This window comes from Fusibacter sp. JL298sf-3, from assembly GCF_053842995.1.
This window is the reverse complement of the sequence record NZ_CM132608.1, coordinates 735,897-750,452: the sequence shown is the minus strand read 5'-3', so window position 1 is coordinate 750,452 and position 14,556 is coordinate 735,897. Positions and strand designations below refer to the sequence as shown.

The window sequence follows — 14,556 nt, the reverse complement described above, 5'->3', positions numbered from 1 at the left end:
GCGCTAATTTGCTGAGTTGACAACGGTCATCGCTTTTAAATTGGAGGAACGGTTATGGAAAAAGGGTATGTACAAGTTTATACGGGCAATGGGAAAGGCAAGTCAACAGCGGCTTTTGGTCTCGCTGTACGTGCGGCATGTGCAGGTAAAAAGGTGTATATCGGTCAGTTTGTGAAGGATATGGCGTATAGTGAAACAAAAATCGCAGAGGTAATGCCCAACATCCATATCGAGCAGTTGGGCGTCGGTTGTTTTATCGACCGCTCGCCAAATGCGGAGGACTGTCGCGAAGCCTCCGAGGCGCTGAATCGCTGTGCGGCACATATGCACGCCGGTACTTACGATGTGGTGATTCTAGACGAGGTGCACATTGCGCTCTATTTTAAACTCATTGACGTCAAAGCGCTTATAGAGTCCATTGAAAACAGAGCCCCTTTTGTCGAAGTGGTTACTACGGGGCGCTATGCGCCAGAGGCATTGACGGCTTATGCCGATCTCGTAACGGAGATGAAAGAGCAAAAGCACTATTATGAGAAAGGGGTTTTGTCGAGAGAGGGCATCGACTTTTAGGGACGGTTCTTTTGTGCCGAAATCCTATATATTTTACCAAATATGTAAAAAAGAAAGCGAGGCATGGTTATGCATAAGAAGACGGCATTAATTACAGGTGCCACTGGCGGCATTGGCTACCATTTGACAATGGGCTATTTAGAAGCAGGCTATCGCGTTATCGCAGTCGATGCTAAGCGCCATAGGCAATTGCCGGAAGCAGTCGAATTTCACCCTGCGGACCTCAGTGACCCATTGGAGATTGAAAGAGTGATTAAGCTCATTGACGGTCCGCTTCATGTTCTGGTAAACAACGCAGCGGTATCCAGTTTTGTTAAACCACTGGTGGAGACGACCTTGGAAGACTGGGAAACGGTTATATCGGTGAATTTAAGAGCGGCGTACCTCTTGTCGCAGCACTTTGTCACGGCCAATAAAGGCGAAACGTATGGTCGAATTATCAATATTGCCTCTACGCGCTTTCATCAAAATGAGGCGGGGTGGGATCTTTACGGCATTAGCAAAGGTGGGCTGGTCTCAATGACGCATTCGCTGTGTGTGTCATTGAGAGAAACGCCAATCACGGTAAATACGATTAGTCCTGGGTGGATTGAGACGCAACATTACGAGGCGCTTTCTCCTGAGGATCACGCTCAGCATCCGTCCGGTCGCGTAGGTAAGCCGAGGGATATTGTCAATGCCTGTTTATTTTTTAGTGCACCTGAAAACGATTTTATTAACGGCGCCAATTTGGTTGTCGACGGTGGTATGACCAAACGCATGCTGTATCTTTAAAAGGGACGGTTCTTTTGTGCCGGAATCGCCTAATATATTACATCGCGGAAATCGGTTACACGTTCACAGCACTTGCATGTGGCCATTCGTACAGCAAAAATTCAAACGGGTCCACAGCAAAAAAACACCGGGGGCATCCAGCGGTTATGATAAAAACAGCGCGCTACATCAGTTCGCGCTACATCCGCATATTGCAACACTTTTCGCATAACGGGACATCGAGCAGGTGCACAAAAGAACCGTCCCCCTTGGTCGCTTTGCGCAACAAAGACCATCAAAACCCCCAAGCCTCACGTCGGCTTGGGGGTTTTTCATAGAGCGTGTCGTTATCACAAAGGGACGGTTCTTTTGTGCCGGAATCGCCTAGTATTTTACATAGCACAAATCAGTTACACGTTCACAGCACTTGCATGTGGCCATTCGTACAGCAAAAATTCAAACGGGTTCACAGCAAAAAACCACCAGGGGCATCCGTTGGTTATGATAAAAGCAGCGCGCTACATCAGTCCGCGCTACATCCTCAGATTGCAACACTTGTCGCATAACGGGACATCGAGTAGGTGCACAAAAGAACCGTCCCCTTTTAAACAGTGGTGAAGCGTTCTGGGTTGAGAACCATGAGCTTCTTGCCGTCCACCAGCTTTAAAGCGCCCTCAGCTGTTAATTGCGACAGTTTGCGGCTAATCGTCTCTCGGGTCACACCGACGAAATTGGCCATGTCCTCGCGCGTCAAATGTTCTGTTATCAAAATACCGCCTTCCACAGGGGTGCCGGATCGCGTCATGAGGTTTTGGATGAGAAATTTGAGACGGGTGTCGGCGTCGTTGCTGGCGATGGCACCGACGAGCTTTTCGAGGGAACGGATGCGTTCGTGCGCGGATTCCAAAATGGCCAGAGTGATCTCCGGGTTTGCTTTGACAAAGGCGTCGAAGCTCGACTTCGGGATGGTGCACAAGTAGGATTCCTTGAGGGCAATTAAATCGTAAGGGGCCGCTTCGAGTTTTAGAAGAGAGAGTTCGCCGAGGCTGTCGCCGTCGCCTAGGATATAGAGGATATGTTCCTTGCCGTCTTCACCGTAAGTGCAGGCTTTGAGGCTGCCGTGGTTGACGATGAAGAGCCTGTCGAAGGCATCGCCGAGGCGCAGGATCGTTGCCCCTTTTTTGTACCGTTTGCGCTCAATCAAAGCGATGACCGCCTGAAGCTGGTCGGGGTCGAGTTTTGAAAAAAGAGAAACTTTTTTGGCGCAGAGTTCGTGACCGCAAGTCATGCACCCGTTGTAAACTGTATTTTTCATAAAAAACCTCCTCATAAAAGCATTATATCACAGAGGTGTGAGGCAAATCACATTTTTAAACGGTTGTTCGTGCTAAGCTAGAGTTGTGAACAGAACATATTTGAAGGAGGACAATTATGATAGACCGCACGATGACAATAGGTGAAAGCGTCAACCGATTTCCGGAGTTGGCAGGGGTTTATATGACGTATGGCGTGGATTTTTGCTGTGGTGGAGACCGTGCCATTTCAGAGGATGAAGCGGCACTTGAAGCAGTAGCCACCTATGAAAAGAGGCCGCCAGAGGCTCAGAAGGCCGATGCTGTGAAGCGCGTCGACCTCTCGACACCGGCGCTAATAGAACAGATACGCACCACGCATCACGCCTATCTCAAGTCGGCAATGGACCCATTGGCCGCTCAACTTCTCAAACTGCTTCGGGTGCACGGCGAAAACCATCCGGAACTCTATCAGTTGCACCAAGTGTTCGGCATGCTGAAACTCGACTTAGAAGCCCATTTGGCAAAAGAGGAGATTAAGCTGTTTCCGAGATTGGAAGCCGGTGACCCGGCAAGTGCAGAACTGATTGCAGAACTCGAGGCAGAGCACAGCCAAGCTGGCGACGCACTGGCGGACATTACGACGCTGACAGACCACTTTACAGTACCTGGCGACGGGTGCAACACCTATAGACACGTGTATGGAGAACTCAAAGCCTTTGTGGCGGATATGTATGTGCATGTGCATACGGAAAACAACATACTTTTTAAGCGATTTGAGTAGAAAGGAGACCGTTTATGTTTCAAATTAACGAGCGCATCAAATGGGTGGGTAAAATCGACTGGGAGTTGAGGAAGTTCCACGGCGAGGAGTATTCTACGCACAGGGGATCGTCCTACAACGCCTACCTCATTGAAGACGAAAAGACAGCGCTAATTGACACCGTGTGGCAACCCTTTGACAAAGCGTTTGTCAGGGAACTTAAAAAGACCGTGGATTTGAGCAAAATCGACTACATTGTCGCCAACCATGCGGAAATTGACCACAGCGGCGGTTTGCCCGAGCTAATGAAGGCAATTCCCGACACGCCGATCTATTGTACGGCAAATGGCGTAAAATCCCTAAAAGGGCATTACCATCAAGATTGGAATTTCGTCACCGTCAAGACCGGCGACACACTGGACCTCGGGGCGGGCAAACTGATCTTTATAGAAGCGCCGATGCTCCACTGGCCGGACAGCATGTTCGAGTACTACACCAAAGACGCAGTCCTCTTTAGCAACGATGCCTTCGGTCAGCACTACGCTTCCGAATACATGTACAACGATTGCGTCGACCAGGCGGAGCTCTTCCAAGAAGCGCTCAAGTATTACGCCAATATTTTGACGCCATTTAGTCCGCTGGTGACTAAGAAAATTGAAGAAGTGCTGGGGTTCAATCTACCGGTAGAGATGATTTGTCCGTCTCACGGCGTGATTTGGCGGGACAACCCGGTGCAAATCGTCGAACAGTACCTCGAATGGGCCAAGGCTTACAGCACCCATCAAGTAACGTTGATTTACGATACCATGTGGGATGCCACCAAGGAAATGGCAGAAGCGATTGCCGCTGGGATTCAATCTGTCGACCCGACGCTGAACATCAAACTCTTTAATGTGGGCAAGGCCGATAAAAACGACGTTATAGCCGAGCTCTTTAAGTCCAAACTCATTGTGGCGGGGTCGTCCACCATTAACAAGGGCATCTTATCGGGGATGGCGTCAATGCTTGAGATGATTAAGGGGCTTAGATTTAAAGGCAAGAAAGCAGCGGGGTTCGGTTCCTATGGTTGGAGCGGTGAGTCCCCTAAAATAATGACCGAACAATTGCGGAGCTGTGGCTTTGAAGTTCTTGAAGAGGGGCTCGGCATTTTATGGCAACCGGATGAGGCGGCGCGCGCCGCTTGTAGAGCATACGGTGTAAAACTTGCTGAAAAGCTGTAGAGATGCGGCGTGCACATAGATGTCCCCTATCTGAACAAATAAGTATACGGCAAAATGCCGTTTGGATGTTATACTTTTCACAACTAAAATTTGAAAGGGTGTGACAACTATGGCATTAAAAATGATTGCATCACCGGGCAAGTACATTCAAGGCGCAGGGGCTCTCGAAGTTCTCGGTCGCTATGCAGGCGCCTATGGTGACAAAGCATTGATTGTAGCAGATGATTTCGTAATGCAAATGACGCAGTCGGCAGTAAAGGCTTCGTTTGAAAAGCACGGTACAGCACATGTTGCTGCGACATTTAAAGGCGAGTGCTCGAAGGTTGAAATTGAGCGACTGAAGGGGATTGCCACTGACGCGGGCTGTACCGTCATCGTGGGCATCGGCGGCGGTAAGACGCTGGATGCGGCCAAAGCGCTGGCCTATTACATGGGTGTTCAGGTGGTGGTCGTTCCCACGATTGCTTCCACAGATGCGCCGTGTAGCGCACTTTCCGTACTCTATACAGAAGACGGCGTCTTCGACGAATACTTGATATTGCCAACCAATCCGACTGTTGTGCTCATGGACACCGACATCGTTGCCAAGGCGCCGGTTCGCCTGTTGGTGGCGGGGATTGGCGATGCGCTGGCCACGTATTTTGAAGCCCGTGCCACCATGCGTTCCCAATCGACGACGATGTCAGGCGGGTTGCCTACAGAGGGGGCATTTGCACTGGCGGAACTTTGTTACAATCTCTTGTTGTCCGAGGGACTAAAAGCGAAAATTGCCGTTGAAAACAAGCTGTCCAACAAGGCGCTTGAAAAAATCGTCGAGGCGAACACCTATTTGAGCGGCATCGGTTTTGAAAGTGGCGGACTGGCAGCGGCTCATGCGATTCACAACGGGTTGACGACGCTTGAAGCGTGTCACCACTTGTACCACGGGGAGAAAGTGGCGTTTGGCACCTTGGTACAACTCGTCCTCGAAAACGCACCACTGGAGGAAATTCAAAAAATCGTGAAGTTCTGCCGAACAATGGGCTTGCCGACAACCCTAAAAGACATGGGGGCCGAAGGCGCTTCTGAAGCGGCGTTGAGACGCGTTGCAGAAGCTGCAACAGTGCCGGGTGAAACCATTCACAACATGCCGTTTAAAGTGACGGCGGACGATGTCTACGCCGCGATAGTAACCGCAGATGGCCTCGGCTGTTTGTTCGCATAAAAGTTAAGAGCGCCGTACGGCGCTCTTTTGCTGCACAAACGGTTTTGAGGAAAGAGCCATTGAGGCTCTTTTTTTACGGGCTCTAAGAGTAGATTTTTGCGAAAAAGAGAAATTTTTATACGGAATTCGTAGAAAAATTAGTGTCCAATGTACAATTAATGATACAATTAACATAAGATTCAGAAAATACAAAGGAGGGGCGCATGGAAAATATCGGCATTCGAGATATTGTCGACATAGAACAGCTTCAAGAGCTTCAGGACAATTTTGCAGAAGTCACGCGGCTCGCCGTCGTCGCTGTGGACTACAAAGGCGATCCCATTACCGCGTACAGCAACTTCACTAAATTTTGCAGCAAGTTCAGAGAAGACGGTCGCTGTCGCAGGATGTGCTTTAAGTCGGATGCACACGGCGGTGTCGAGGCGGCGCGGACGCAAAAGCCGCATATTTATCGTTGCCATACGGGACTCGTCGACTTCGCAGTCCCCATTCTGTTCGAGGGCCAATACCTCGGGTCAATTCTAGCGGGACAGGTAAAAGTCCACGACAATCGGTACCGGCCAATCGTCTCTGTAGACGACGGTTTTATTGAAGCGCAGTTAGCCGCTGACCCCGAACTGAAACGGCATTACGACGCTATTGAAGTGATGACCGCGCAGGAGGTGGAGAGCGCCGCTAAACTGATGTACGTCGTCGCCAATCACATTGTGGAGCAGGCGTTTAACCGCAGGATACAGGAGGTGCTCGTCGATAAGAACAGCCAGCTCCTCGCCGAAATGGAGCGCCGCATGTCTCTGGAAAAAAATCTTAAAGAATCCGAACTGAAGCTCTTACAGTCCCAGGTGAACCCCCACTTCCTCTTTAACGTCCTCAACACCATCAACAGCCTCGCCGTCATTGAAGAGGCCGGTGAGACTTCAAAGATGATCTACGCTTTGTCGGACATGTTGCGTTACACCATTCAAAACAAAATGCACTATATGGTCACGTTGGAAGAAGAACTGGACTACAACAACAAGTACCTGCAAATACAGAAGACGCGACTGGGCGACCGAATCGATATTACCATTGACATCGACCCGAATCTGAAACACCTCAGGGTGCCGTTTATGTTTATTCAGCCCATTGTTTCCAATGCCATTGAACACGGGCTCTTTGAAATGACACAGGGTGCCGCCCTGAAAGTCAGTTCCAAAAGCGATGTGGACAACGCCTACATTATTGTGGAGGACAACGGCAAAGGCATTCCGAAAGCCGTTATCAATCAAATTATGGCGGGCACGTACAAACCGTCTAAAACCGGTTCGGCGGGTACGGGGCTAACCACTGTAGACCGGCGTTTTGTCCATCGATTCGGCGACGCCTATCACCTCAAAATCGAAAGCCCTCTCAACCGCGGGACGCGGGTGACGGTTAAAATTCCAAAGGACTGAGACCATGTACAAGGTATTGATTGTCGACGACGAGCGACTGGAACGGGAAGCTTTAAAAATTACACTATCCGAAATTGAGACAGTAGGGGTCGTCTATGAGGCCACCGACGGTATTGAGGCCTCTGAAATGGTTCGGTCACACGCTATCGACGTGGTCTTTATGGACATCAAAATGCCCAGGCTCGACGGCCTCGAAGCCAGTCGGTGCATCAAAGCTGATAAGCCCGGCACTGTCGTCATTATTTTAACGGCTTACAACGACTTTGAGCTCGCACAGCGCGCAGTGCGCATCCATGCTGACGACTACCTTCTAAAGCCGTCGCGCCCCGAAAAAATCAGACGGGCGCTTGAAAACGCCGCAGAGGCCCTTTCAGAGAAGCGTGAAGACCCGCTGGCGGCGTTTCAGCGGGCGCTTTTAAAAGGCGATGTTCGAAAAACCCGCGCGTTGTTGAATCAGTTGATAACGCCGGAGGCGTTCGCCGTGGAAGCCGTGGTAAAACGCCTGCTGGAAGCGGTTCAATACTACCGAATCGATTTAGAGGCACCGCAGATGAAGGCGCTGAAAACGCTTGCTGACGAACAGATGCGGCCGACAGAACACCTCGCGTTTATCGACACCGTTTTAAGTGCTGTGTTCAGCGCCATTATCGAGCAAAAACTGGTGCGCTATCCAAATGAAATGGACTACGCTGTCAATTACATCGAGTACCATATCCATCAAAACATCACACTTGAAGAAGTTGCAGCGTACATGAACATCAGCGCCTTTTATTTCAGCAAGCGCTTTAAAAGCGAAGTGGGGGACACCTTTGTCCACTATGTCGCCGCCCGTAAAATAGCGTTGGCCTGTCTGCGCTTGGCGCAGACCGACGACCAAATCAACACCATCGCCTTCGACTTTGGTTTTAACGAAGCCAACTATTTCAGCAAGGTGTTTAAGAAGATTATCGGGCAGACGCCAAACGACTATCGCCAGACCGTACAGTCGGGTAAAAAGGCGAACAAATCGCTTCTCAGCCGCTATCACGAGCTGTCCAACACCCGCTGGCTCATCTGAAAAACACCATAAGACGGCAAAAAAATACCGTTGCGATTAAGCGGTACTGCAAAAAAGTCCTCAAATTGAAAATAGAACTGTTAGAGCCTTTCGGGCTCTTTTTTTTATGATAAAAGAGAACAAACGAAAGGAGGCATGGAGTATGTCGAAAGAAGCTTTAGGAATGATTGAAACCAAAGGGCTCGTCGGTGCCGTCGAAGCCGCCGACGCCATGGTGAAATCAGCCAATGTGGAACTGGTACAGTACGAAAAGATTGGCTCGGGTCTCGTCACCGTCATGGTAAGAGGCGATGTCGGCGCGGTGAAGGCCGCTGTCGATGCGGGGGTTGCCGCTGCAAATCGAGTGGGAGAAGTCGTTTCATCTCACGTCATTCCGAGACCGCATGCGGACATTGAAAAAATATTGCCGCAGACGCTGGGTGAGACGGAAGCTTAAAGGATGGAGGGAAAGTGATGCAAGAACAAATGGTTGAAAAAGTTTTATCGGAAGTGATGAAAAAAATAAGTCCTGAAAAACCGGCTGGAAAGCAATCGATGCCCGTGGGCAACGCCATGACGGAATTTGTAGGCACTGCCATTGGTGACACCATCGGCCTCGTCATTGCCAATGTGGACAGAGACCTGCACCGCTATATGAAACTCGATGAAAAATACCGGTCCATCGGTATCGTCGGCGGTAGAACCGGTGCGGGGCCGCATATTATGGCGGCAGACGAAGCGGTGAAGGCCACCAACACAGAAATCATTTCCATTGAGTTGCCACGCGATACCAAAGGCGGCGCGGGACACGGCTCTTTGATTTTATTCGGTGCCGAAGACGTCTCCGACGCCAGAAGAGCGGTGGAAGTCTGTTTGAAGGAACTGGATCGCACATTTGGAGATGTGTACGCCAACGGTGCCGGACACATTGAGCTCCAGTATACCGCAAGAGCTTCTTACGCCTGCGAAAAAGCCTTTGGCGCCCCAGTTGGGAAGGCCTTTGGGATTATCGTCGGCGCCCCTGCGGCCATTGGGGTCATCTGTGCCGATGCGGCTGTTAAGGCGGCAAATGTGGACATTATTGGCTATTCCTCGCCGAGTACGACGTCGTACTCCAATGAAGTTATTTTGCTCGTCAGCGGTGATTCAGGCGCTGTGCGTCAATCTGTACTGGCGGCAAAAACCGTGGGGGTCTCATTGCTCGAGACACTTGGCGGCGAACCGGCGCCGTCGTCTACACAGCCGTCGATATAAAGGAGGCATAGTATGAAATCCAAACGATTTGAAGTGTTGTCTAAGAGACCGGTCAATCAAGACGGCTTTGTGAAAGAGTGGCCTGAAGTGGGGCTGATTGCCATGAACTCGCCGTATGATCCGAAGCCGAGCATACGCATTGAGTCGGGGGTCGTGGTGGAACTCGACGGCAAGGTGAGAGACGATTTCGACATGCTCGACCAGTTTATTGCCGACTACGCCATCGACCTGACTAAAGCTGAAGAAGCCATGGCCATGGACAGTGGGCAAGTGGCAAAAATGCTGGTGGACATCAATGTGCCGAGAGAGACGCTCGTGGCGCTGACCACCGCTATGACACCGGCAAAAATAGTGGAGATTGTCGGACAGATGAACGTCCTTGAACTGATGATGACGCTGGCTAAAATGCGCGCGCGCAAGACGCCGTCCAATCAGTGCCACGTTACCAATTTAAAGGACAATCCGGTTCAGATAGCTGCAGACGCCGCCGAAGCGGCACTTAGAGGGTTCGATGAGCAGGAGACCACTGTGGGCATCGCCCGCTATGCGCCGTTTAACGCCCTTGCGCTCCTCGTCGGTGGTCAAGTGGGGCGACCGGGAATTTTGACGCAATGCGCTGTTGAAGAAGCTACGGAACTCATGTTGGGGATGCGTGGACTCACCGCGTACGCAGAAACTGTTTCCGTTTACGGCACTGAGCAAGTGTTTATCGACGGCGACGACACGCCGTGGTCCAAGGCGTTTTTGGCTTCTGCCTACGCTTCAAGGGGCCTTAAAATGCGCTATACATCGGGCACAGGTTCCGAAGTGCTCATGGGCAATGCCGAAAAGCGCTCTATGCTCTACTTAGAAGCGCGGTGTATTTTTATTACCAAAGGCGCCGGTGTACAGGGCCTTCAGAATGGCTCGATTTCCTGTATCGGCGTGCCCGGTGCAGTACCGTCGGGGATACGCGCGGTTCTCGCCGAAAATGTCATCACCACTATGCTCGACCTCGAAGTGGCGTCGGGCAACGATCAGACGTTTTCACATTCAGACATTAGGCGCACGGCGCGCACATTGATGCAAATGATCCCGGGGACGGACTTTATCTTCTCGGGGTACAGCGCCACGCCAAATTACGACAATATGTTTGCGGGGTCCAATTTTGACGCCGATGATTTCGACGATTACAACATCCTTCAGCGCGACCTCAAAGTCGATGGCGGGCTCAAACCGGTTGAAGAAGAAGCGGTGGTCGCAGTGAGGCGACGAGCGGCGCTGGTGTTGCAGGGGGTTTTCAAAGAACTCGAACTGCCTGAAATCTCCGATGAGGAAGTGGAGGCGGCGACATATGCCCACGGGTCGAAGGACATGCCGCCGCGCGACGTGGTAGCGGATTTAAAAGCGGCAGAAGAGATGATGAATCGGGGCATCACAGGTGTCGATGTCATCAAGGCCGCCTATGAATCGGGGCATCGTGACGTGGCGGAGCATCTGCTCGGTATGATGCGTCTGCGCGTTTCCGGCGACCACTTGCACACCTCGGCGATTGTAGATGAAAACTTCCACGTGGTGAGCGCCGTCAATGACGCCAACGACTACAGAGGGCCGGGCAGCGGCTATCAGATGTCCGACGCCAGATGGGCCGAAGTACAGGCGATTCCAAACGCACTCGACGCGTCGGATTTTGAGTAAGGAGGCGTACCAATGGCATTAAATGAAAGCACCATTCGAAGCATCGTAGAAGAGGTGATCCGCGAGATGGCGGCACCTCAGAAACAAGAAGTCGCCGAGGTGAAGGCGTTAAAGCTCACGCCGACGGGTGCCGCTGAAGTCGGTCGACGGAAAGACGAGGTGGTCATCGGCCTCGCGCCGGCATTTGGCGTGTACCAGTCACAGACCATCTGTAAACTGTCCCACGCCGATGTTCTAAAAGAGCTGATGGCGGGCATAGAAGAAGAGGGCTTGACGCCGCGTGTGGTGAGAATCCTCAAAACTTCCGACGTATCGTTTATCGCGCATCAGGCGGCGACGCTCAGTGGTTCCGGCATCGGTATCGGCATTCAGTCCAAGGGGACGACGGTGATTCACCAAAAGGATCTCGTGCCACTGAGCAATGTGGAGCTCTTTCCTCAAGCGCCACTTATCGATTTGAGCGTCTACCGCGCCATCGGTAAGAATGCGGCAAAATACGCCAAGTGCGAGTCGCCAAATCCCGTGCCGACGATGAACGATCAAATGGCGCGTCCGAAGTATCAGGCGATTGCGGCACTGCTGCACATCAAAGAGACGGAACACGTCAGACAAGGTGCGGCGCCTCAGGCCCTGCAAATTGAATTCTGTTAGCGAGGAGGAAAAGATGGTCGACAACAAGCTCATAGAGAAAATCATACAGGAAGTGATGGCCTCGATGTCTCAAAGAGACGAAGCGCCGACAGAGGCGGCGTTGACGCGCTGTATCAGTCATTTAACAGGTAACAAAGCGTCACAGGGGGATTACCCGCTCAGCGAAACCAGGGCTGACAGCCTAAAGACGCCGACGGGTAAAGCCCTTTCGGACATCACACTTGAAAATATTATGAACGGAGCGGTTACGGCAGACGATGTTAAAATCGCACCGGAGACACTGGCCCTTCAAGCCGACGTAGCGGAATCGGTCAACCGATCTGCTTTTGCCGCCAATTTAAAGCGCGCGGCGGAACTCATCGCCGTTCCCGACGCGCGGATTCTAGAAATCTACAACGCCATGCGCCCTTACCGTTCGACTAAAGCCGAACTGCTCGCTATTGCCGATGAATTGGAGCACGATTACGGTTGCGTCATCAACTCGAACCTCGTGCGCGAAGCGGCAGAGGTGTACGAGCGCCGAGGCAGACTGAAATGAAATACGTCGCCGGCATCGACATCGGCAATGCCACCACTGAAGCGGCGATTGGCAAGTGGGATGTAGGCGGCAACGTGACGTTTTTGTCCAGCGGTATTGCGAAAACCACCGGCATCAAGGGGACTTCTGAGAATATTAAAGGCGTTTACAGGGCGCTTAAAGCCGCCCTTGAAACAGCGACGCTCCCCCTTGAAGCGCTGAGTGAAATTCGCATCAACGAAGCAGCGCCCGTCATTGGAGACGTGGCTATGGAAACCATTACGGAAACGGTGATTACCGAATCGACGATGATCGGTCACAATCCCGAGACGCCGGGGGGCGCCGGCATCGGCACAGGCGTCGCCTATACGCTGGATGAAATCGTGCGTTGGGGCACTGCAGCTGCGTCGAAAGGCCCTGTAATTGCACTCATTCCCGCAAGTTACGATTTTAAAGGGGCAGCAGAAGCGCTCAATGCGGCCTACCAAAACGGTTGTGACATTCAAGGCGCCGTGGTTCAAAACGACGACGGCGTGCTCATTGCCAACCGCATCGAGTGGCACATGCCCCTTGTAGATGAAGTACGGCATTTTGACAGAATCCCTCGCCACATGCCGACGACGGTGGAAGTGGCACCGGTAGGCGGGGTCATTCGAATTCTATCGAACCCCTATGGCATCGCCACGCGCTTCGACCTCGACGCCGAGGAAACCCGGCGCGTCGTCCCAGTGGCGCGGGCTCTTATCGGCAACCGTTCGGCAGTGGTCATTAAAACGCCTAAAGGCGACGTCAAAGCCAAGCATATTCCCGCAGGACAATTGACTTTTGTCGGCGAAAAGACGTCGAAAACGGTGGATGTCGAATACGGCGCCGAGAGAGTGATGACGGCGCTGGAATCGTGTGCGCCGCTATCAGATGTTTATGGTGAAGCCGGCACCAACGCCGGCGCCATGATCGAACGGGTGCGCCACGTCATGGCGACACTGACGGGACAGCCGCATCGAGAGGTTCAGATAAAAGACCTCCTCGCTGTGGATACCCTCTGCCCTCAACGTGTCACCGGTGGCGTCGCAGGAGAATTGTCGATGGAAAATGCCGTCGGTGTCGCGGCAATGGTCAAAGCCGACCGCCTTCAAATGGCGCGCGTCGCCGAGCACCTGACCGACAAGTTGGGCGTCGGTGTAAGTGTGGGCGGCGTCGAAGCAGAAATGGCCGTTCGAGGCGCGTTGACGACGCCGGGGACACAGAAGCCCGTGGCGATTCTAGACATGGGTGCCGGTTCCACTGACGCGTGTCTGCTCAGTGCCAAAGAGCGACTTACTGCCGTCCACCTTGCAGGGGCAGGCGACATGGTGACCTTGCTGATTCAAACAGAACTGGGACTTGAGACGTTGGAACTGGCGGAAACTCTTAAGAAGTATCCGCTGGCAAAGGTAGAGAGTCTGTTTCACATTCGTCACGAAAGCGGTGGCGTCGAATTTTACGAGACGCCGCTGGACGGGACACTCTTTGCCCGGACGGTGGTGGTTAAAGACGGCGAACTCATCCCGCTATACACGTCGGCGTCGCTGACGGAAATCGTGGCGGTGAGGCGTCGAGCAAAAGAAAAGGTCTTTGTCACCAACGCTATGCGCGCGCTAAAGGCCGTGAGTCCAACCGGCCATATCAGAGATATCGGCAACGTCGTACTGGTTGGTGGCTCTGCACTGGATTTCGAGGTGCCGCAAATGGTGACGCAGGCCTTGTCGACATATGGCATCGTCGCAGGCAGTGGCAACATCAGGGGCTGTGAAGGCCCGAGAAATGCCGTGGCGACGGGATTGGTTATGATGTCAGGAGGAGAGGATGCAACCGACAGCAATTGTCATTCAGTATGAGGAGACACCGACGTGTAAGGCGGTAGCAGAGCTTTTGGCACTGGGCATAGAGGAAGAGGGCCTTCCGAGTCTCCTCGTGCCCTGTAGAGAACCGAATGCAGGGGTGTGCGCCGAGAAGGCGTCGTCGACTTCAGGGCTTGATCTCGGCATCGGCCTCTGTGCTTCGGGACACCTATTGGTACATCGTGGACCGAATCTCTCGCTGTTTAGCGCCGTCTTTTCAGAGGTAGACCTCAGGGCTTATGGCGCCAACGCGGCGCGCCTCATTAAGCGGGTGCCGCTAAAATCTGTTGAGAAAGCGAGGTGATA

Annotated in this window: 15 protein-coding genes; 14 read left to right on the top strand and 1 reads right to left on the bottom strand. The window is 52.3% G+C overall.

Going from position 1 to position 14,556, the window contains the following annotated elements; all coding sequences use genetic code 11:
• Window positions 1-54: 54 nt before the first annotated feature.
• Window positions 55-570: a cob(I)yrinic acid a,c-diamide adenosyltransferase gene (locus ACR6HW_RS03615; protein ID WP_455729803.1), complete on the top strand. Its 516-nt coding sequence runs from the start codon at window positions 55-57 to the stop codon at window positions 568-570.
• Window positions 571-639: 69 nt separating this feature from the next.
• Entirely contained in the window at window positions 640-1,344 is a 705-nt protein-coding gene (locus tag ACR6HW_RS03610; protein WP_455729802.1) for an SDR family NAD(P)-dependent oxidoreductase, read from the top strand.
• A 583-nt stretch (window positions 1,345-1,927) separates the two neighbouring features.
• Here ACR6HW_RS03610 and ACR6HW_RS03605 read toward each other — a convergent pair.
• Window positions 1,928-2,638, bottom strand: a complete 711-nt coding sequence (locus ACR6HW_RS03605) for a Crp/Fnr family transcriptional regulator (RefSeq protein ID WP_455729801.1) — start codon at window positions 2,636-2,638, stop codon at window positions 1,928-1,930.
• A 116-nt stretch (window positions 2,639-2,754) separates the two neighbouring features.
• On the opposite strand from ACR6HW_RS03605, the gene ACR6HW_RS03600 reads away from it, so the two are divergent.
• The 12 genes from ACR6HW_RS03600 (at window position 2,755) to ACR6HW_RS03545 (ending at window position 14,554) form a co-directional block, all read left to right on the top strand.
• Window positions 2,755-3,399 (top strand): DUF542 domain-containing protein, encoded by a 645-nt coding sequence (locus ACR6HW_RS03600; protein WP_455729800.1) that lies wholly within the window; start codon window positions 2,755-2,757, stop codon window positions 3,397-3,399.
• Between the two features lie 14 nt (window positions 3,400-3,413).
• Entirely contained in the window at window positions 3,414-4,598 is a 1,185-nt protein-coding gene (locus tag ACR6HW_RS03595) for an anaerobic nitric oxide reductase flavorubredoxin (RefSeq protein WP_455729799.1), read from the top strand.
• Between the two features lie 109 nt (window positions 4,599-4,707).
• Window positions 4,708-5,802, top strand: a complete 1,095-nt coding sequence (locus ACR6HW_RS03590) for a glycerol dehydrogenase (RefSeq protein WP_455729798.1) — start codon at window positions 4,708-4,710, stop codon at window positions 5,800-5,802.
• Between the two features lie 203 nt (window positions 5,803-6,005).
• Window positions 6,006-7,235: a sensor histidine kinase gene (locus ACR6HW_RS03585; RefSeq protein ID WP_455729797.1), complete on the top strand. Its 1,230-nt coding sequence runs from the start codon at window positions 6,006-6,008 to the stop codon at window positions 7,233-7,235.
• A gap of 4 nt (window positions 7,236-7,239) precedes the next feature.
• Window positions 7,240-8,292 carry a response regulator transcription factor gene (locus ACR6HW_RS03580; RefSeq protein WP_455729796.1) on the top strand — a complete coding sequence of 351 codons (1,053 nt, stop codon included), beginning with the start codon at window positions 7,240-7,242 and terminating at the stop codon, window positions 8,290-8,292.
• A gap of 142 nt (window positions 8,293-8,434) precedes the next feature.
• Window positions 8,435-8,728 (top strand): BMC domain-containing protein, encoded by a 294-nt coding sequence (locus ACR6HW_RS03575; protein WP_455729795.1) that lies wholly within the window; start codon window positions 8,435-8,437, stop codon window positions 8,726-8,728.
• A 17-nt stretch (window positions 8,729-8,745) separates the two neighbouring features.
• Window positions 8,746-9,525, top strand: a complete 780-nt coding sequence (gene pduB, locus ACR6HW_RS03570; RefSeq protein WP_455729794.1) for a propanediol utilization microcompartment protein PduB — start codon at window positions 8,746-8,748, stop codon at window positions 9,523-9,525.
• Between the two features lie 12 nt (window positions 9,526-9,537).
• Window positions 9,538-11,202: a propanediol/glycerol family dehydratase large subunit gene (locus tag ACR6HW_RS03565; RefSeq protein ID WP_455729793.1), complete on the top strand. Its 1,665-nt coding sequence runs from the start codon at window positions 9,538-9,540 to the stop codon at window positions 11,200-11,202.
• A gap of 12 nt (window positions 11,203-11,214) precedes the next feature.
• On the top strand, window positions 11,215-11,853 hold the full coding sequence (locus ACR6HW_RS03560; protein WP_455729792.1) for a propanediol/glycerol family dehydratase medium subunit: 639 nt from the start codon (window positions 11,215-11,217) through the stop codon (window positions 11,851-11,853).
• A gap of 64 nt (window positions 11,854-11,917) precedes the next feature.
• Entirely contained in the window at window positions 11,918-12,391 is a 474-nt protein-coding gene (locus tag ACR6HW_RS03555) for a diol dehydratase small subunit (RefSeq protein ID WP_455730858.1), read from the top strand.
• Complete coding sequence (locus ACR6HW_RS03550) at window positions 12,388-14,247, top strand: diol dehydratase reactivase subunit alpha (RefSeq protein WP_455729791.1); 1,860 nt, start codon at window positions 12,388-12,390, stop codon at window positions 14,245-14,247. Before ACR6HW_RS03555 ends, ACR6HW_RS03550 begins: the two co-directional genes overlap by 4 nt.
• The gene (locus ACR6HW_RS03545) at window positions 14,216-14,554 is read left to right on the top strand and encodes a glycerol dehydratase reactivase beta/small subunit family protein (RefSeq protein ID WP_455729790.1); all 339 of its coding nucleotides are present in this window, start codon (window positions 14,216-14,218) and stop codon (window positions 14,552-14,554) included. The genes ACR6HW_RS03550 and ACR6HW_RS03545 overlap by 32 nt, the downstream gene beginning before the upstream one ends.
• Window positions 14,555-14,556 lie beyond the last annotated feature (2 nt).